Consider the following 20,197-nt stretch of genomic DNA (forward strand, 5'->3'; position numbering starts at 1 on the left):
AAAATGAGCAAGTTAAAACTAATTATACACAGAGAGTTTATTGCAAAAGTGCGAAACAAATCATTTATAATGATGACTTTTTTAAGTCCGTTATTAATGGTTGGTGTTGGTTTTTTAGTTTTTTTTCTGATGAAAAAGAACGACGAAAAAGTTAAGAAAATCGTTTATGTAGATAATTCTACTTTGTTTACTAAAGACGATTTTAAAGATACAAAAACCGTGCATTATGAAGATTTTACAAATTTAGGAATCGAGCAAACAAAGCAAAAAGTAGAAGATGGCGATTATTATGGAGCCTTATTTATCCCTAAAAAAGATAGTTTAGAGATTTTAGCAAATTCTATTGAGTTTTATTCTAAAGAATCTCCATCAATGTCCATTATCAATTCTTTAGAAAGTAAAATTGAACGAAAAATAGGAAACGAAAAGCTGAATTATTTTGGCATTGATTTAGAGAAAATAAACGCATCTAAGATTCAATCTGAAATTAAAATGTACAATTTTTCTGGTGAAGAATCATCAAAAATGAAAAATTGGATTAAAATTTTAGTCGGTGCAATTGCAGGTTATTTACTAATGATGTTTGTTATGATTTACGGAACCTCAGTAATGAGAAGCGTTATCGAAGAAAAAACAAGTAGAATTATAGAAATTATTGTATCCTCTGTAAAACCCTTTCAATTAATGTTGGGTAAAATTATTGGAAATGGTTCTGCAGGTTTATTGCAATTTTTAATATGGGGAATTCTGTTATTTTTAATTTCTACAGGTTTAACAGCCTTTTTTGGACTTGATATGACAGAGATGCAAACCGCTAATTTATCTGAAGAGCAATTAGAAGCTGCAAAACAAGCAGCAGATCCAAACAAAATGCAATTGTTAGTGCAAGAGGTTTTAGATTTACCAATCTTAAAAATGTTTGTATTATTTATATTTTACTTTTTAGGAGGTTTTATGTTATATAGTTCTCTTTTTGCTGCTATTGGTGCAGCTGTGGATAATGAAACAGATACACAACAATTTATGTTGCCAATTATGTTGCCATTAATTTTAGCAGTTTATGTTGGTTTTGCAACGGTTACCAACGATCCTCATGGACCAATTGCTGTTGCATTTTCATACATTCCACTTACAAGTCCAATAGTAATGTTAATGAGAGTGCCATTTGGCGTTACTTGGTTAGAATTGGCAATATCTATGCTTTTATTAGTAGTTACTTTCTTATTTATGGTATGGTTAGCAGCAAAAATATACAGAGTTGGTATTTTAATGTATGGCAAAAAACCAACCTATAAAGATTTATACAAATGGTTAAAATATAAAGGATAAATGCAAGAAACTTTAGAGAAAGTAAAAGAGACTATTGTAGAAGAAACAACCTCTATTTTAGATTATAAATTTATTTTTAGCGATCAAATAAGTATTACAGTTAAAGGGTTAATATTTATTGTTGTAGCGCTTGTTATTACTTCTTTTATATTAAAGTTGGTAAGAAGGTTTACCACTAGAAAAATGTCGTTAAATGATAAACAGAAGTTTGTAACCGTTTTTGGTTATATACGCTGGTTTGTGTTTCTCATTATTTTCTTGATAGCTATGCACACTTCTGGTGTGAATGTTACAGCTGTTTTTGCAGCATCAGCAGCCTTGTTAATTGGTGTTGGTTTGGCGTTACAAACACTTTTTCAAGATATAATTTCTGGAATTTTCATTTTGGTAGATCAGTCTGTGCATGCAGGAGATATTATTGAATTGGAAGGGAAAATTGGTAGAGTTTTAGATATTCGTTTGCGAACTACAAGAGCAGTTACTATTGATAATCGAGTTTTGGTAATTCCAAATCATTTATATTTAACCAATATTTTATTTAATTGGACAGAAAATGGTACAGAAACTCGTGAATATGTAGATGTTGGAGTTGCTTATGGAAGTAATGTGGAATTGGTTAGAGAAATTTTAATTGACATTGCAGAGAAACAGGACAAAATTTTAAAAATTCCTGCACCTGGAGTTTTATTTACAGATTTTGCAGATAGTTCTTTAAATTTTAGATTAGCTTTTTCTTTAAATGATAGCTTTGAGGCAAGATTTATAAAAAGCGATTTACGTTTTGCAATTGATAAAGCCTTTAGAGAACATAATGTTACCATACCTTTTCCACAAAGAGATGTGCATGTTTTTACCAATGCAAAACCTGGAATTCAATTCGAAAAGATAGAGCATACAGCTAAGTAATAATTAAATTATTAAAGATGAAAAAGCTTATTTTGTTTGTATTTTTATTGATGAGTTTTTTGTCTAATGCACAATTAACAGATTTGGCAAGATTGGAATATTCGTTTATTCCTAAAAATAAGTCAGATGATCAATATACAAGAATTAGAGCTTTAGTTAATTATCCTGTAGAGGTAAAAGAGGATACTTATTTTCTAATTGGTGCTGAGTATAATAACATTTTTTTAAATTTAAATGATACGTATCCCTTTGATACTAGTTCTTTAGAAAATATAACTGTAATTGATTTAAACTTAGCTTATACGCATAAATTAAATGAAATTTGGCGAGTTGCTTATAAAGTTACTCCAAGACTAGCATCTACTTTAACTGAAAAAATTACTAGCAAAGATTTGTTTTTAAATGGAGGTGTTTTTTTTATAAAAGATAGAACAAAATTAACCACTATTAGAAAACCCTACAGACTTATTTTAGGGTTAACATACAACACAACAGCAGGTATTCCATTTCCTTTACCATTAATTAGCTATTTTAGTCAAATTAACGAAAACTGGTCGTACACAGTAGGTGTTCCAAAAATGAATGTAAAATATAGGTTTGATGAAAAGAAAAATTTACAAGCTTTTGTGGGATTAGATGGTTATTATGCACATCTACAAAGACCCACTTCAATTCAAGGAAATCAAGTAGATAATATTTCTTTATCGGTTGTAGTTGCTGGTTTAGGATACGAGTATTTGTTAACTAAATATCTAGTTTTATACACATATGCTGGGTATACTTTAAGGTTAAACAACGTATTAAGAAATGAAGAAAGAGAAAATGTATTTACATTAGATGATGTAAATTCATTTTATTTAAGAACAGGAATTAAATTCAGATTATAATGTCAAAAATATTAATAATAGAAGACGAAGCAGCAATTAGGAGAGTTTTAAAGAAAATTATTTCAGAAGAAAACGACTCTTATAATGTTGATGAAGCAGAAGATGGTTTACTGGGTATAGAAATGATTAAAGACAACGATTATGATTTAGTTTTATGTGATATTAAAATGCCAAAAATGGATGGTGTTGAGGTGTTAGAAAAAGCTAAAAAGATAAAACCAGAAATACCAATTGTCATGATTTCTGGCCATGGAGATTTAGATACAGCAGTAAATACAATGCGTTTAGGAGCTTTTGATTATATTTCTAAGCCACCAGACTTAAACCGACTTTTAAATACGGTTAGAAATGCTTTGGATAAAAAAGTATTGATTGTAGAAAACAAAAGATTAAAGAAAAAAGTCAGTAAAAATTACGAAATGATTGGTAAGAGTCAGGAAATCAATCATATTAAAGAAATTATAGAAAAAGTTGCAGCTACAGATGCACGAGTATTAATTACAGGTTCTAATGGAACAGGTAAAGAGTTGGTTGCTCATTGGTTGCATGAAAAATCAGACAGGTCTAAAGCATCTATGATTGAAGTGAATTGTGCTGCAATTCCATCAGAATTGATAGAAAGCGAACTTTTTGGTCATGTAAAAGGTTCTTTTACAGGTGCAAATAAAGACAGAGCTGGGAAGTTTGAAGCGGCTAATGGAGGTACTATTTTTTTAGATGAAATTGGTGATATGAGCCTTTCTGCACAAGCAAAAGTTTTACGTGCTTTGCAAGAAAGCAGAATATCTAGAGTTGGTTCTGATAAAGACATAAAGGTAAATGTAAGAGTTGTAGCAGCAACGAATAAAGATTTAAAAACGGAAATTGCTGAAGGACGCTTTAGAGAGGATTTGTACCACAGGTTAGCTGTTATTTTAATTAAAGTACCTGCTTTAAATGACAGAAGAGAAGATATTCCTTTATTGGTAGATTATTTTACTTCTAAAATTTCAGAAGAACAAGGAGTTCCTAAGAAAATGTTTTCTAATGATGCCATCAACTTATTAAAAGAATACGATTGGACTGGGAATATTAGAGAGTTAAGAAACGTTATAGAGCGCTTAATGATTTTAGGAGAAAAAGAAGTGTCTGCAAATGATATTAAATTATTTGCTAGCAAATAATTACAAAGTTTTATAAAACTAAAAAAGGAGATTCTCACGAATCTCCTTTTTTTTATCAATCTAAAAAACGATTTATTTCAAATCAAACCTGTCTAAATTCATTACTTTAGTCCAAGCTTTTATAAAATCGTTTACAAATCTTTCTTCACCATCATTTGCTCCATAAACTTCACAAACTGCTCTTAATTCTGTGTTAGATCCAAAAATTAAATCTGCACGTGTTCCAGCAAATTTCATAGCATTTGTTTTTCTATCTCTACCAATAAATTCTTTTTCATCAGAATTTGTCGCTTTCCAAGTGATTGAAAAATCAAGGATATTTTTAAAGAAATCGTTCGTTAAACTTCCTTTTTTATCTGTAAAAACCCCATGATTTGAATCATCATAATTAACACCAAGAACACGCAAACCGCCAACTAAAACCGTCATTTCTGGTATGGATAAAGTTAATAAATTAGCTCTATCAACTAATAAATGCTCAGCAGATAATTTTAAATCTTTTCTTGAATAATTTCTAAAACCATCAGCCAAAGGCTCTAAATATGTAAAACCTTCTACATCTGTTTGTTCTTGAGATGCATCTCCTCTTCCGTACGTAAAATCGATGTCTATTGAATGGCCAGCTTTTTTAGCAGCTTCCTTAATACCAACATTTCCTGCTAAAACAATCAAATCTGCTATCGAGATTTCTCCTTTAAAATCATGTTGAATTTTTTTAAAAACATTTAAAACTTTCGATAATTCTTTAGGATTGTTAACCTCCCAGTTTTTTTGTGGTTCTAAACGAATTCTTGCGCCATTTGCGCCACCTCTTTTATCTGAACCTCTATAAGTTGATGCAGAAGCCCAAGCAGTAGAAATCATTTGTGAGTTTGTTAAACCAGAATCTAAAATCATTTCTTTTAAAGTATCAATATCAGCATTGCTTAAAGTATAGTTTACTTTAGGCACAGGATCTTGCCATAATAATTCTTCACTAGGTACTTCAGGACCTAAATATCTGTCAATTGGTCCCATATCTCTGTGCGTTAATTTGTACCAAGCTCTAGCAAAAGCATCTTCGAAGGCTTTATGATCTTCATGAAATCTTTTTGATATTTTTAAATAAGCAGGATCTACTTTCAAGGCAATATCTGCAGTGGTCATCATTAATGCTTGTTTACCATTTGGATTGTCTGCAGTTGGTGCCATTTTAGCTTTTGAGGCTGCAGTTGGTGTCCATTGATGTGCACCAGCAGGACTTTTTGTTAATTCCCAATCGTAATTTAAAAGCACATCAAAATAATCAGCATCCCACTTTGTTGGGTTTGGAGTCCAAGCACCTTCAATTCCACTTGTAATTGCATCTTGTAAAACGCCAGACTTATAAGAATTTTTCCAACCAGTACTCATTTCTTCAATCGATGCTCCATGAGGAGATGCACTTACATATTTATTTGGATCTGCAGCTCCATGAGCTTTACCAAAGGTATGTCCTCCAGCAACTAAAGCAACAGTTTCTTCATCATTCATAGCCATTCTTCCAAAAGTTTCTCTTACATTTTTTGCAGAACCCAAAGGATCAGGATTTCCATTTGGTCCTTCAGGATTCACGTAAATCCAACCCATCATAACAGCAGCCAAAGGTTGTTCTAAATCTCCATCTTTATAACGTGCTTCGTTATTTCCCCATTCAGTTTCACTTCCCCAGTAAATATCTTGTTCAGGTTCCCAAGTATCTTCTCGTCCACCTGCAAAACCAAAAGTTGGGAATCCCATAGATTCTAATGCACAGTTTCCAGCCAAAATCATTAAATCTGCCCAAGAAACTTTATGACCATATTTTTGTTTAATTGGCCATAACAACAAACGAGCTTTGTCTAAATTTCCATTATCTGGCCAACTGTTTAAAGGTGCAAAACGTTGATTTCCAGAAGCAGCTCCTCCTCGTCCATCACCAACTCTATACGTTCCTGCACTGTGCCAAGCTAAACGAATCATAAAACCTCCATAATGACCATAATCTGCTGGCCACCAATCTTGTGAATCTGTCATTACATCTAAAACATCTTGTTTAAGTGCCGAAAAATCTACACTATTAAAAGCATCAGCATACTTAAAATCATCACCTAGAGGATTTGATTTTGGTGCATTTTGGCGTAAGATATTTAATCGTAATTCGTTTGGCCACCAATCTCTATTGCTAGTTCCATGACCTGCTGTTGTCTTTTGATTTCCACTTAAAAAAGGGCACTGACTTGCATCAGAATTGTTAATATCAAAAGCTTTTCCGTTATTATTGTCCATAAGTATATCGTTTTTTTGTTTTGGTCATTCAAATTTACAAAAAAATATTGAATTAGTTTTATCTATGTTGTTTATTTTTAAATCAATAAAACTTATGGTAAGTGTTTTTATTTTTTAAAATAATTAAATCTTATTAAGGTATAATTAAAATAACTCAAAGCTATTCTTTTTAGCTTCTTAAGTTAAATACATTTGTACTTGAAAATAATAAATTAACAATAATTAAATATTAAAACATGGCAACAGCAGTTGGTAAAAAATTTCCAGATTTAAACGTAGACGCAATGAATGAAATGGGTGATACATTTAAATTAAATGTATTAGAAGAAGCAGTAAATAACAAAAAGAAAGTTTTGTTGTTCTGGTATCCAAAAGATTTTACATTTGTTTGTCCAACAGAATTACACGCTTTTCAAGCAGCTTTAGGTGAGTTTGAAAAAAGAAATACAGTAGTTATTGGTGCTTCTTGTGATACTCCAGAAGTTCATTTTGCTTGGTTAAGTACTTCTAAAGATAATGGAGGAATTGAAGGTGTTACATACCCAATTTTAGCAGATACAAACAGAAACTTATCATCAATTTTAGGTATCTTAGATATTACAAACGAAACTTTTGATGAAGCTTCTCAAACAATTCAAGTTGAGGGAGATAACGTAACATACAGAGCTACGTATTTAATTGACGAAGAAGGAACTGTTTTTCATGAAGGTGTAAATCATATGCCAGTTGGTAGAAATGTAAATGAATTTTTACGTTTAATTGATGCGTATGCACACGTTCAAAAAAATGGAGAAGTTTGTCCTGCAAACTGGGAAGAAGGTAAAGAGGCAATGCAAGCAAATGCAAAAGGAACTAAAGAATATTTAGCTTCTCACTAAAAATTAATAATTCATTAAAATCCTTCCCTTTGGGAAGGGTTTTTGATGGAAAAAACAAAATTATGGTACAAGAATTAACAGAAGATAATCTACAGATTATTATAGAAGGTAACGAAAAAGTAGTAGTACAATACTCTGCAACTTGGTGTGGAAACTGTAGAATTATGAAGCCAAAGTTTAAAAAATTGGCAACAGAATTAGACGAAATAAAATTTGTAATTGTTGATGCTGAGAAGTTTCCAGAAAGTAGAAAATTAGCAGACGTTAGTAATTTACCAACTTTTGCAACTTTTGTTGGAGGAGAAAAAAAGAATCAAACACAAACCAATAAGTTTGATGTTTTAAAAGATTTAGTGGCAGAAATCCAATAAATATTGTCATTCTGAACTTATTTCAGAATCTCATTAAAAATTTTATTATGAAATTACCAGTTATAAAACATCTTACTACTTTTATCGAAGAAAACGATCAAGATTATATTTTAGAAACTATTGAAACTTTAGAAGCTTTAACAGAAGTTCCGTCTTTAAAAGATGAAGAATTAGATGTTATTGGCGAGTTAATTTCTAATATGTATGGAGCTGTAGAAGTTGATAAAATGATTAAAGATGGCACTCCAAAAAAAGAAGCTTTAAACACATTTATGAAGCGTGTTTTAGGTTCTATTGATCAATAAATTTCAAAGAAAATAGTTTATAGAATCCCGAATTTTCGGGATTTTTTACGTTAATGAATTTTCTGAAATAACGCTTAAAAACCAAGCCGAATCTTTTATAAATTAATAGATTTGTAACAAATCTTAAAGGTAATTAAAATAAAAAATGATTCAAAAAATACAAATTACAATCTTTCTTTTATGTTGTTCATTAGTTTGTGTTGCTCAAAATAATTTTAGTGGCAAAGTAGTAAATATTGATACTGGGTTTGAATTGGAAAATGTTTTAATCATCAATCTAAAAACAAAGGATAGTATTTTTACAAACAGCCAAGGTTTTTTTAATGTTAATGGTTTTGGAGTGTATAAATTCCAAAAAATAGGTTTTGTTGAAAAAGAAATTACTATTTCAGAGAATTCATTTAGGGTGGTTCAGTTGGAAAATAATGGTTTTGTTTTAAATGAAATTATAATTAATAGCAATCATTTGCCTAAAAAATTGCAAAAAGCTACAGCAGCTATTCAAATTATCAATACAAAAGATATTGAGCGCTCTAACAATACAGATTTTGCACCCATTTTAAATAGAGTGCCAGGTGTTTTTATGCAAAGTGGCGCTTTAAACACAAACAGAATAACTATAAGAGGAGTTGGTTCTAGAAACCTTTTTGGAACATCAAAAATTAGAGCTTATTTTAAAGATATTCCTTTAACAAATGGAAGTGGAGAAACCACAATTGAAGATTTTGAACTAGCAAGTATTGCTTCTTTTGAGATTGAAAAAGGAGCAACTTCAAGCAGTTATGGAGCAGGCTTAGGAGGAACTATTCTTTTAAAGCAGCAAAATTCTTATTTTCAAGATTCCAATATTACATCCGAATTTTTAGTAGGCGATTTTGGTTTGCAAAAAGGGATTGTAAACCTGAATCTAGGTTTTAAAAATAACAGTATTAGAGCTGTCTTTAGTGATACAAAAAACGATGGTTTTAGAGATAATAACGAATATGACAGACAAACAATCACTATAAATTCGAATCATTACATCAGTGAAAAAAATGAACTAACAGTTTTGGCGAGTTTTGTTAAATTAAAAGCATTTATACCTAGTTCTTTAAATGAAGACGATTTTAGAAATAATCCATCAAAGGCAGACAATGCTTGGGGACAATCTAAAGGTTTTGAAGACGCAGATCGTGGAATTTTAGGATTGACTTGGAGTTATCAAATCAAAGACAATTTAGAGCAAATTACCAGTGTTTTTACTTCTTTCAGAGATGCTTTAGAACCAAGACCTTTTAATGTTTTGCAAGAAAATAGCTTTGCTATAGGTGCTAGAAGTAGGGTTTTAGGAACTAAAAAGGTGTTCAATAAAAATATGAACTTTACTTTTGGAGGTGAAATTTTTAGAGATAATTACACTTCAAAAACTTTTGAAAATTTATTTAGAGATTTTCCTGATGGTACAGGAAGTGTTTCTGGAGAAAAACTGTCAGATTTTAAAGAAAAACGTTTTTATTACAATCTTTTTTTAGAAACTGATTATGAACTTTCCTCAAAAACTACGTTTTCTGCGGGATTAAATTTCAATCAAACTTCGTATACTTTAGAAGATAATTTTGAGGTTTCACAAAATAATCCAGATCAATCAGGTGATTTTAAATTCAAGGCAATTCTTTCGCCTAAGTTTGGGGTGTCTCATATCATTGATAATAATCTAACTGTTTTTTCAAGCGTTAGTCATGGTTTTTCGCCAATCTCATTAGCAGAAACATTATTACCTGATGGACAAATAAACACAGATTTGAAACCAGAAACTGGCTGGAATTTTGAAATTGGAAGTAGAGGTACTCTTTTTCAAAATAGATTAAATTATGCAATTTCTTTATATCGATTAAACATTAAAAATTTAGTGGTTTCTAGAAGAACTGCGCAAGACGAATTTATTGGCATAAATGCAGGAGCTACAAAATATGATGGTTTGGAAATAAATGTAGACTATAGCATTTTTAAAAACAAAAAGTTATCTATACATCCTTTTTTATCGTACACACTCAATAATTTTAAATTTGAAGAATTTATAGATGGAGAAAACGATTTTTCTGGAAATGAATTAACAGGTGTGCCAAAACAAGTTTTAAATCTTGGTTTCGATTTTAGTTCTAAAATTGGTTTTTATGGAAATATAAATTATCAATTTGTAGATGAAATGCCAATTACAGATAGCAATAATTTGTTCTCTAATGCTTATAACGTAACCAATTTAAAAGTTGGTTTTTCAAAAAATATCAGTTCAAATTTTAATTTAAATCTCTTTTTTGGGTTGAATAATATTTTTAATGAGCAATATGCTTCACAAATCTTAATTAACGCATCTAGTTTTGGTGGTGCAGCTCCTCGTTATTATTATCCTGCAAATCCTGTAAATTATTTTTCTGGAGTTCGCTTCAATTACAATTTATAAACATTTATTATAATTTGTTTTTCAATCGTTCAACAATTTGATTTCCTCTAAAAATAGCACCTTCCATATAACCACCAAAATTTGGTGAAGTTTCTGAACCAGCAATTATAAATTTACCTTTTAAAAATTCTTGCTGATAAATAACATTTCCATTATTAAAATGTGGATTTAAAAACCTGTCATTTTCAAAATTTACAAGTGCTTCTTTATTCCAAACTTTTTCTTCATAAGAAAGATAGTTTTTTCCTTCTTCCCCAAAAAACTTGAACAACTGATTTTGCACTTTTTCCTCTCTAAATGTTTTTGTTTCGTTCGATAAACTTCCATGTAAAAAACCCATCAACGCAAAATGATTATTTTCAAAATCTGAATGATCATAGATTTCTGTAAACGGACCAACATTACTAAAACCAACTCCAGACAAACCTTTTTCTCTCCAAAAAGGAGTTTTATAAACGATTGCAAATTTTATGGAATCTTTCATCCAAGTGTGAGTATTATTTGCAATTTGTGTAATTTTTTCATCTAAAGATGGATGAAAATCTACAGTATTTACAAGTACTTGAGGTGGAATTGTAGCAATAACAACATCCGCAGAAAACTTAGTAGTTTTAGTTGTTACTTCTATTTTGTTTTTAGTTTCCTCAATTTTTATAACTTTTTGATTGATCTCAATTTCATCATCAGTAAATATTTCTGATAATTTTTCTAAAAAAGTAGTTGTTCCACCAACAATTCTATAACTAATTTCTTGGTTTTTTGGAAGCTGAAAACGTTGTGGAGCATTTAGGTTTGATTGCTCATACAAAGCATCACCAGTCATATTTTGCTCAAATAAAGAAATTTTTAATTCTTTACAAAGTTTCAACAATTCAGGGTTATATCTCCAAAGCCAAGTTGCACCCAATTCAATTTTTGTATTGTGAACAGTTTTCGTGTAAATTCTTCCTCCAATTCTGTTATTCGCTTCTAAAATCTTTATGGAGAAACCTTCTTTTTTAAGTCGATTTCCTAAATAGATTCCAGAAATTCCTGCACCAAGAATGATTATTTTTTTAGACATAATACCAAATTAATTCTTTCATTCAGTTAATGAAAATGAGGAGTTGAAATTTTTTAAGTTAGATTCTAATTGCAATTATTTTAACTAATTTCAGTTTGAGATTTGAGAAAAAAAATCACAATCGGAAGTAATGACATAAAATTGAATCAATACTATTTTACCACATAGAAACATAGTAAACATAGGCTATGTGATCTATGTTGCTATGTGTTGAAATTTTAAAAATCAATATGTTATTAAATTTTTCAATGGCAACTTTTCGAAGACTTTTTAGTTAATTAAACTTTCACTTCGACAAGCTCAGTGTGACTTTGTTAATTTACACTGCTTTAACGTCAAACTATATTTAGATTACTATAAAATTTTACAATGACATTTTTTAATGATGAGTCAATTCTTCGATAATTTTTGCATGTTTTGGAAATTTTTTTGATAATTCAGCGCAACTTGGCAACACAAAATCTCTAAAATCGAAACCAGGAGAAACTGTGCAACCTACAAAAGAAAAAGAATCTTTTTCCAAAACTTCTGCTCCAAAATAATGATTTGCAGGCACTGTAAATTGTGGAATTTCGCCATTTGCAAAATCATTTCCAATCAGCACAAAAGAATACATTCCTTCAGGAGAAATTAAATGTAATTTTAAGGTTGTGCCTGTGTAGAAATGCCAAATTTCATCTTGACTAATTTTGTGAAACGCAGAGAATTTATCTGCAGTTAGTAGAAAATAAATGCTTGTGCAATAGTTTCTGTTTCCTTCGAAATCTTCTCCTAAATCTTTGGATAATATTTCACCTTTGCTTCTGTAAGTTTCTTTAAAATAACCACCTTCAGGATGTGCTGCTAAATTAAAATGCTGTATAATGTCTTGTGAATTCATGATGTAAAACTTTTTGTATTCATGATAAAAGTAGCCATATCTTTTCCCCAAATCTGATACGTTAATTTTGAAGGATGTACACCATCACTAAAAAAAGCAGATATATCACCTTCTAAATTGTAGCGTTTTCTCCAAGTTTCTAAGTCTACAATTTCTTTGTTGTAATGAACATTTTCCATGTTTTTCGTTTTCCTATACAATCTTTTTCCTAAAATTTCTACCAAATTTCCAATTACAAACTTAATTGTGCCTGTAAAAGCAGGGAACTCTTTTATAGGAGGCATATTTGTAAAATAAATAGGTGTTTTTGGGAACTTTCTCTTTAAATCTCGAATTAATAGGTTAATTTGAAAAATCCAAACATCAGGAGAATTCAATTTAAAAGCATCATTTCCACCCAAACCAATTACAATAATATCTGCTGTTGAGTCTACAATTTTTGGGAGCAATCTTTTACGCACTAATTTCGCTGTATAACCACTTTTAGCGTACACTTTCCATAAAATAGAATGGTTTGTTTCTGCTGATATTTCTTTAGCAAGTGCTCCAATAAATCCATTTTCATGAAAATCTACACCAATGCCAGCAATGGTACTTTCGCCAATGGCTAGTATTTTTAATGTTTCCTCAGAGTCGGTTTTTATATATCCTTTAGGATTTCTTGCCTCAGGAAGTTTGGGTACGTTTTTACGAATTTTTTTGCCTTGCAAAAACATGATAGGTAACAAAGGTGCAGAAATAATAGCGCCTACATAATATTTTAAACTCATGATTCTTGGTCTTTCTGTTCGTTTGCTTTTAAAATAATAGCCTTCAAACGCTCTTTGGTTTGTTGTTTTTCTAACTTTACTTTATTGATTTTTTGATTCATCAATCTAGTATGTTTTGCTTTGTTAACGGTGTTTTTCGCTTTTCCTTTCTTAGACATGTAATGTATTCTTAAAGTGCTAAAATAAGCAATAGTTTTTTCAAATTCAGTAATTTTAAATTTGGTAATTTTTATATTATCATTAAAAGAAAAACAATTATAGTAAGAGCTAATTGTCGAATTTTTAAAAAGTATCTTTTTTTTATGGTCTTATAACTTTCAATTTTTAAAAGATTTTTTTGTGAAAATATTATCACTTTAATCAATAAAAGCCAAGCCAAAACCAATGTTAAATCCACGATTTTTTCTATCTTTAAACTTTAATAAGATGGATGATGAATTTAGACGACTATAAAGTTTCTGAACAAATAAAATTAGCAGAATTATCAACAAAAGAAGTTGTAGATGATGCCAAAAAGAAACTGAAAAAAATAAGAAGAAAAATAAGTGACATACAAGATACCATGTATGCAGAAGGTAAATATGGTGTGTTAATTTGTTTGCAAGGAATGGATACTTCTGGCAAAGACAGTTTAATTCGTGAAGTTTTTAAAGACGTAAACGCAAGAGGTGTGCAAGTGCATAGTTTTAAAGTACCAACAGAGTTGGAGTTAAAACATGATTTTATGTGGAGGCATTATGTTGCTTTGCCACCAAAAGGGAAAATGGGTGTTTTTAATAGAACTCATTACGAAAATGTGTTGGTTACAAGAGTGCATCCATCATACATTTTTAGTGAAAATATACCTGCTGTGAATTCTTTAGAGGATATTGATGATGCTTTTTTTCATGATAGAATGGAACGAATAAATGATTTTGAAAACCATTTAGCTAAAAACGGAACCATTGTTTTGAAGTTTTATTTAAACTTATCTAAAGACGAACAAAAAAACAGATTGTTAAGAAGGTTAAACATTCAAGAAAAAAATTGGAAGTTTTCGAAAGCCGATTTAAAAGAACGCAAATTGTGGGATACATATCAATTTTGTTATGAAGATTTGCTAAACAGAACCTCTAAAGAAAATGCACCTTGGTTTGTGATTCCTGCAGATGATAAACCCACTGCTCGTTTACTTTTAGCAGAGATATTATTAAAAGAATTACAAAAGTACAATTTTAAAGAACCCAGTTTGCCTGATGATATTCAAGCACAAGTGGAAGAATTTAAAGCACAATTAAATAACGAATAAACTAAATAATGTTCAAAGTTTTGAATTCAAAATTCAAAGTTGAACTTGAGAATTATGAGTAATTAGAGAAAGTAATTCATTATATATTAACAAAATAAATAGAAGTTCAAAAAAGTAATGAGTACTCAAAATTGGACTTTAAACCTTAAATTTTAAAATTTGAATCTTAAACTAACAAAGCCCATCGTATTTTTCGATTTAGAAACAACAGGCGTAAATATTGCGAAAGATAGAATTGTAGAAATCTCTATTTTAAAAGTGTTTCCTAATGGAAATAAAGAAAGTAAAACTTGGTTGGTAAATCCTGAAGTGGAAATACCAGCAGAATCTACAGCAGTGCATGGAATTACCAATGAAAAAGTTGCTGGCGAACCAACTTTTAAAGAATTAGCAAGTAAAATTAACGAGATGATTTCTGGTTGTGATTTGGCTGGTTTTAATTCAAATAGATTCGATATTCCTTTATTGGCAGAAGAATTAATGCGAGTTGGAATCGATTTTGACATGAATGGAAGAAAAGCGATAGATGTGCAAGTAATTTTTCATAAAAAGGAGCAAAGAACTTTAGGAGCTGGCTACCAATTTTATTGTGGCAAAGAATTAGAAGGTGCTCATGGAGCAGAAGCAGATACCAATGCAACCTACGAAATTTTGTTGGCTCAAGTTGATAAATATGGAGATATTGGAAATACAGTTGAAGCTTTAAGCGAATATTCTACTCATGGAGAAAGAGCCGATTTTGCTGGTTTTATTTTAATGAATGATGAAAAGCAAGAAATTTTTTCGTTCGGAAAATATAGAGGTAGAACAGTAGAAGAGGTTTTTATCGAAAATCCTGGGTATAATAATTGGATTCAGAATGCAGATTTTCCTTTGTACACAAAAAAGGTTTTAAAACAAATAAAAGAAAGAATGGATGCACCAAAAGAAACGATGTCTGATGCAGATAAGTTAGCAGCTTTGCAGCAGAAATTTAATCTTAGATAATATGAAATGTCACTTCGAGTGATTTTGATTTTTTTATCGAAATTGTATCGAAAAGTTTTTAAATTTTTAAAATTACAAATGAAAAAGCTACTTTTCTTTTTATTCATCTCTACACAAGTATTTTCTCAAAATATAAATTTTGAAGGAAAATTAGTAGATGTAAAAACACAAGAACCAGTTGTGTATGCAAATATTAGCTTTTTAAAATCGGATAAAGGAATTTCATCAAATGAAGATGGAACTTTCTTAATGAATTTAGATAAAAAATATTTAGAATCTAAAGTGCATATTTCTTGTTTAAATTATAAAGATACTATTGTTGTTGCCAAAGATTTATATCAAAAAACGTTGTTTTTAAATCCTATTTCAGAAGTTTTAAATGAAATAGTATTAATGAAAAAAATCGATAAAAGTGTAACTTTAGATGAAGTAAAAAAGAAAGTTGAGGCAATACATTCATCAGGAATGAGAATGATTGCTAAATATTTTCCGAATTCTAAAAAGAATAGTTGTTGCAATTATATTTCTACTATAGAAATTCACTTTTCGAAAAGACATTCTAAACAATCTAAATTTAGATTTAGAATTTTTGATAAAGACGAAAAAACAGGGAACCCTAAAAACGATTTGTTAAAAATAAATTTACCATTAACCTTAAAACCTGGCGATTTAAAATTGACCGTTAATTTAGAAGATTACAATATAGAAATGCCAGAAAATGGATTATTTATTGCGTTTGAAAAATTATTTATTCCTTTTAACGAGTATGGTCAGAATGAAAATGTAAAAAATAGTAAGTTTTTGTATTCACCAGTTATAGGTTTTACAAAATATCCTAAAAAGAAAGAAAATGATTTGTATTTTTATGTAGAGGGAAAATGGCAAAAATGGGCATTAGCTGAAGTGAAACATTACAGTAAATATGCACCTGCAATTTCTTTAAAATTAACAAATTAAAAGGTGAAGCTTTTACGCAAATCCGCAATTAAACAAATACATACTTAAACAGTTATACAAAATACAATGTTTACAGATTATAAAAAATTACCAGATAATTCGCGAGTTTGGATTTATCAATCTAACAGAGAATTTACCAATAAAGAAATCGATTTTATTTCTACAAAAGCAGAAATGTTTATCAATAGTTGGACAAGGCATGGAGATAATTTAAAAGGCTCTTTTACAATTAAATACAATCAGTTTTTGGTGCTGGCAGTAGATGAGAGTTTTAACAATGTTTCTGGCTGTTCCATAGATAGTTCTGTGCGTTTTGTGCAAGAAATTGAAAAGGAGTTAGGAGTTGATTTAATGGATAAAATGAACATTACTTTTAAAGATAATGAGCATATTAATCTTGTAACGTTAGCTGATTTTCAAAAATTTGCAAAAGAGCAGAAAATAACCTCAGAAACTATTGTTTTTAATAATTTGGTAAATACGAAAGTAGATTTTGAAAACCATTGGGAAGTTCCTGCAAACCAAAGTTGGCACAAACGCTTTTTGGTATAACAATTGATTTAATTAGCAAAAATCTCTATTAATAAGTTATAAAAAAGATTTTTACTTTTTACAATAATTTAGTACAGTTTTGTCATTTCGACTTTTTGGGAGAAATCTCATAAAGAGGTTGAGAAAAAGATGAGCAAGTTTATGAGATTTCTCCTAAAGTCGAAATGACATTCGTTTTTAAAAAAATACAATGAAAAAAGAAATAATATTGCTATTAATTTTAATCGCTTTTGGCTACACTATAAAAGCGCAAACCATAGATCCTTTAGTAACTAAAGATGCTGAAGCTCAAGAAATTTGGGTAGATAGTATTCTAAGTAACATGACTATTGATGAAAAAATCGGTCAGTTATTCATGGTGCAAGCGTATTCTAATTTGGATATAAAACATGAATATTTTATTACTCAAATGATTGAAAAATATCATGTTGGTAATTTAATATTTATGCAAGGAACTCCAGAAAAACAAGCAGCATTAAACAACCATTATCAATCTCTTTCTAAAATTCCTTTAATGATTGGTTTTGATGGGGAATGGGGTTTGGACATGCGTTTGCAAAACACCTACAAATTTCCATGGAACATGACTTTGGGTGCTATTCAAAATGATTCTTTGGTAAAACAGTTTGGAGAACATTTAGGAAAACACTGTAAAAGATTAGGAATCCATATAAATTTTGCACCTGTTGTAGATATTAATACAAACCCAGCAAATCCAATAATTGGGAATCGTTCTTTTGGAGAAAGTAAAGAAAATGTAACGCAAAAAGCAATTGCGTTTACACAAGGAATGCAAAAATATGGAGTAATGGCAAATGCGAAACATTTTCCAGGTCATGGAGATACTGCAACAGATTCTCACCATACGTTACCAGTTTTAAATTTCGATAAAGCAAGATTAGATTCCATTGAGTTGTATCCTTACAGAAGAGTTTTTGATGCAGGAATTGGAAGTGTTATGACAGCACATTTAAACATACCAAGTTTAGAACCAAATACAGATTTGCCAACATCATTATCAAAAAATGTAGTGACCAATTTGTTGCAAAATGAGTTAGGTTTTAATGGTTTAATTATTACTGATGGTTTAAATATGAAAGGCGCAGCCAATTATGCAACTCCAGCAGAAATTGATGTGGCAGCCATAAAAGCTGGTAATGACATGTTGCTAATTCCACAAGATATTCCTGCAAGTGTACGTCTTTTAAAACAAGCAATAACCTTAAAAACATTAAGTGAAGAAAAATTAGATTTTTCTGTAAAAAAGATTCTAAAAGCGAAGTATTGGATGGGTTTAAACAACTACAAACCTGTTGTTTTAGAAAATTTACAAGAAGATTTAAACACAATCGATGATGAACTTTTGCATAGAAAACTTGTTAAAAGTTCGATAACTTTAGTAAAAGATGCAAAGAAAAGTATTCCGTTTGCAAATTTGGAATATAAAAAAGTAGCTTATGTAAAATTAGGTGATGATTCTGGAGAGCATTTTGTAAACATGTTAAAGAATTATACCAAAGTTGATGTGATTGCTGACAACAATCTAGATGGTTTGATGGCAAAACTAAAACCTTATAGTCAAGTAATTATTGGGTTTCATAAATCGAACAACCATCCTTGGAAAAGTTATAAGTTTGAAAATAAAGAATTGGTTTGGTTGCAAGAAATAGCAAGACAAAAAGAAGTTGTTTTAGATGTTTTTACAAGTCCATATAGTTTGTTACAGCTAAAGAGTTTTACAAATATCGAAGCGATTATTGTGTCATATCAAAATAGTAAATTAGCACAAGAACTTTCTGCACAAGCAATTTTTGGAGGATATATTTTACAAGGAAAATTACCAGTTTCTATTGGTAAAGAGTTTAAAGTGGGACATGGAATTGACACCTACAGTTTAAGCAGATTGGAATATACAATACCTGAAGAAGTAGATATGTCATCAAAAAAATTAGCAGCAATTGATTCAATTTCTAAGATAGTTTTAAAGGAAAAAATGACTCCAGGGTTTCAGGTTTTGGTGGCAAGAAAAGGGAAAGTAGTTTACAATAAAAGTTTTGGCTATCACACAGCAGATCAAAAAATTGCTGTAAAAAATTCTGACATCTACGATTTAGCTTCTTTAACTAAAATTTTGGCGTCATTACCTATGATTATGAAAGCCTCCGAAGATCAAAAAATTCCTTTAACTGCAAGTTTAAAAGATATTTTGCCAAGTTTTGCAGAAACTAATAAAGCAACAATTTCTGTAAAAGAAATTTTATCTCATTATGGAAGATTAAAAGCGTGGATTCCTTTTTATATAAAAACACAAGATAGCATTACTCACAAAAACTCTGGCACATATTATAAATCGCAAAGTAGTAGCGATTATAATGTAAAAGTTGCCGAAAATTTATACATTAGAAAATCTTATAAAGACAGTATTTATAAATACATTAAGGAAATTGATCAAAGAGAAAATGAAGGCTATAAATATAGCGATTTAGGTTATTATTTGTTTAAAGAAGCGCTTGAAGAAAAATACGGAAAACCTTTAAATATTTTAGCAGATAAAGAATTTTACAGTTCTTTAGGTGCAGATAGAATGACATATTTACCACTTGATAAATTTAAAAAATCTGAAATAGTTCCATCAGAAAAAGACGATTATTACAGAAACCAATTAGTGCATGGTTATGTGCATGACATGGGTGCAGCAATGCTGGGTGGAGTTGGTGGTCATGCAGGGTTATTTGCAAACGCAAACGATGTTGCAAAAATGATGCAAATGTATTTGCAAAAAGGTTTTTATGGTGGCAGACGTTATTTAAACTCAGAAACGATTGATACTTTTAACGCTCGTTATTATGCAGACAAAAAAAACAGACGAGGTTTAGGTTTCGATAAACCACAACTAGATCCTGATGTTAAAGCTACTTGTGGCTGTGTTTCCGATGAAAGTTTTGGGCATTCTGGTTTTACAGGAACCTATGCCTGGGCAGATCCAAAAACCGAAATTGTGTACGTTTTTCTATCTAACAGAACCTACCCAACTGCAAATAACAGAGGTTTGGTAAAAGAAAATATCAGAACCGAAATTCAGCAAATTATTCAAGATGCAATTATTAATTAGAAGCTATTTCCAGTTTGGAGTTT

At 30.1% G+C, this 20,197-nt stretch carries 18 protein-coding genes; 13 read left to right on the forward strand and 5 right to left on the reverse strand.

What is annotated here, in order from left to right; translation table 11 throughout:
• The first annotated feature begins 3 nt into the window (after nucleotides 1-3).
• From P161_RS0111700 to P161_RS0111715, 4 genes are read left to right on the forward strand one after another with little or no spacing between them, the layout of a single operon-like run.
• A complete protein-coding gene (locus tag P161_RS0111700; RefSeq protein ID WP_026777170.1) occupies nucleotides 4-1,329 on the forward strand; it encodes an ABC transporter permease in 1,326 nt (441 codons plus the stop codon).
• Nucleotides 1,330-2,235 (forward strand): mechanosensitive ion channel family protein, encoded by a 906-nt coding sequence (locus P161_RS18450; RefSeq protein ID WP_051605731.1) that lies wholly within the window; start codon nucleotides 1,330-1,332, stop codon nucleotides 2,233-2,235.
• A 17-nt stretch (nucleotides 2,236-2,252) separates the two neighbouring features.
• Nucleotides 2,253-3,122, forward strand: coding sequence for a DUF6268 family outer membrane beta-barrel protein (locus P161_RS0111710; RefSeq protein WP_026777171.1), 870 nt, complete (start codon nucleotides 2,253-2,255; stop codon nucleotides 3,120-3,122).
• The gene (locus tag P161_RS0111715) at nucleotides 3,122-4,285 is read left to right on the forward strand and encodes a sigma-54 dependent transcriptional regulator (RefSeq protein ID WP_026777172.1); all 1,164 of its coding nucleotides are present in this window, start codon (nucleotides 3,122-3,124) and stop codon (nucleotides 4,283-4,285) included. Before P161_RS0111710 ends, P161_RS0111715 begins: the two co-directional genes overlap by 1 nt.
• Nucleotides 4,286-4,357: 72 nt before the next feature.
• Here the strand turns inward: P161_RS0111715 and katG are convergent, their stop codons facing one another.
• On the reverse strand, nucleotides 4,358-6,571 hold the full coding sequence (katG, locus tag P161_RS0111720; RefSeq protein WP_026777173.1) for a catalase/peroxidase HPI: 2,214 nt from the start codon (nucleotides 6,569-6,571) through the stop codon (nucleotides 4,358-4,360).
• A 236-nt stretch (nucleotides 6,572-6,807) separates the two neighbouring features.
• On the opposite strand from katG, the gene P161_RS0111725 reads away from it, so the two are divergent.
• The 4 genes from P161_RS0111725 to P161_RS0111740 all read left to right on the forward strand — a co-directional run bounded on the left by P161_RS0111725 (nucleotide 6,808) and on the right by P161_RS0111740 (nucleotide 10,565).
• A complete protein-coding gene (locus P161_RS0111725; protein ID WP_026777174.1) occupies nucleotides 6,808-7,449 on the forward strand; it encodes a peroxiredoxin in 642 nt (213 codons plus the stop codon).
• A gap of 62 nt (nucleotides 7,450-7,511) precedes the next feature.
• Nucleotides 7,512-7,820, forward strand: coding sequence for a co-chaperone YbbN (locus tag P161_RS0111730; protein WP_026777175.1), 309 nt, complete (start codon nucleotides 7,512-7,514; stop codon nucleotides 7,818-7,820).
• 47 nt (nucleotides 7,821-7,867) lie between these two features.
• Nucleotides 7,868-8,125 (forward strand): hypothetical protein, encoded by a 258-nt coding sequence (locus tag P161_RS0111735; RefSeq protein WP_026777176.1) that lies wholly within the window; start codon nucleotides 7,868-7,870, stop codon nucleotides 8,123-8,125.
• A 145-nt stretch (nucleotides 8,126-8,270) separates the two neighbouring features.
• Nucleotides 8,271-10,565 (forward strand): TonB-dependent receptor, encoded by a 2,295-nt coding sequence (locus P161_RS0111740; protein WP_026777177.1) that lies wholly within the window; start codon nucleotides 8,271-8,273, stop codon nucleotides 10,563-10,565.
• 7 nt (nucleotides 10,566-10,572) lie between these two features.
• On the opposite strand, the gene P161_RS0111745 is transcribed toward P161_RS0111740, so the two are convergent.
• The 4 genes from P161_RS0111745 to P161_RS19750 form a co-directional block, all read right to left on the reverse strand.
• Nucleotides 10,573-11,628, reverse strand: coding sequence for an FAD-dependent oxidoreductase (locus P161_RS0111745; protein WP_026777178.1), 1,056 nt, complete (start codon nucleotides 11,626-11,628; stop codon nucleotides 10,573-10,575).
• A 379-nt stretch (nucleotides 11,629-12,007) separates the two neighbouring features.
• Complete coding sequence (locus P161_RS0111750) at nucleotides 12,008-12,508, reverse strand: cupin domain-containing protein (RefSeq protein WP_036841435.1); 501 nt, start codon at nucleotides 12,506-12,508, stop codon at nucleotides 12,008-12,010.
• Nucleotides 12,505-13,278: an SGNH/GDSL hydrolase family protein gene (locus P161_RS0111755; protein ID WP_026777180.1), complete on the reverse strand. Its 774-nt coding sequence runs from the start codon at nucleotides 13,276-13,278 to the stop codon at nucleotides 12,505-12,507. Before P161_RS0111755 ends, P161_RS0111750 begins: the two co-directional genes overlap by 4 nt.
• Nucleotides 13,275-13,436 carry a hypothetical protein gene (locus tag P161_RS19750; protein WP_197026344.1) on the reverse strand — a complete coding sequence of 54 codons (162 nt, stop codon included), beginning with the start codon at nucleotides 13,434-13,436 and terminating at the stop codon, nucleotides 13,275-13,277. The genes P161_RS0111755 and P161_RS19750 overlap by 4 nt, the downstream gene beginning before the upstream one ends.
• Before the next feature lie 272 nt (nucleotides 13,437-13,708).
• On the opposite strand from P161_RS19750, the gene P161_RS0111765 reads away from it, so the two are divergent.
• The 5 genes from P161_RS0111765 to P161_RS0111785 all read left to right on the forward strand — a co-directional run bounded on the left by P161_RS0111765 (nucleotide 13,709) and on the right by P161_RS0111785 (nucleotide 20,174).
• Nucleotides 13,709-14,566 carry a phosphate--nucleotide phosphotransferase gene (locus P161_RS0111765; protein ID WP_026777181.1) on the forward strand — a complete coding sequence of 286 codons (858 nt, stop codon included), beginning with the start codon at nucleotides 13,709-13,711 and terminating at the stop codon, nucleotides 14,564-14,566.
• Nucleotides 14,567-14,725: 159 nt separating this feature from the next.
• A complete protein-coding gene (locus P161_RS0111770) occupies nucleotides 14,726-15,553 on the forward strand; it encodes a 3'-5' exonuclease (RefSeq protein ID WP_026777182.1) in 828 nt (275 codons plus the stop codon).
• 78 nt (nucleotides 15,554-15,631) lie between these two features.
• Entirely contained in the window at nucleotides 15,632-16,510 is an 879-nt protein-coding gene (locus P161_RS19120; protein ID WP_197026345.1) for a carboxypeptidase-like regulatory domain-containing protein, read from the forward strand.
• A gap of 66 nt (nucleotides 16,511-16,576) precedes the next feature.
• A complete protein-coding gene (locus tag P161_RS0111780) occupies nucleotides 16,577-17,062 on the forward strand; it encodes a hypothetical protein (protein WP_026777184.1) in 486 nt (161 codons plus the stop codon).
• Nucleotides 17,063-17,252: 190 nt separating this feature from the next.
• Complete coding sequence (locus P161_RS0111785; RefSeq protein ID WP_026777185.1) at nucleotides 17,253-20,174, forward strand: glycoside hydrolase family 3 N-terminal domain-containing protein; 2,922 nt, start codon at nucleotides 17,253-17,255, stop codon at nucleotides 20,172-20,174.
• Nucleotides 20,175-20,197: the final 23 nt, after the last annotated feature.

The organism is Polaribacter sp. Hel_I_88 (assembly GCF_000687935.1).
Lineage (GTDB): Bacteria > Bacteroidota > Bacteroidia > Flavobacteriales > Flavobacteriaceae > Polaribacter.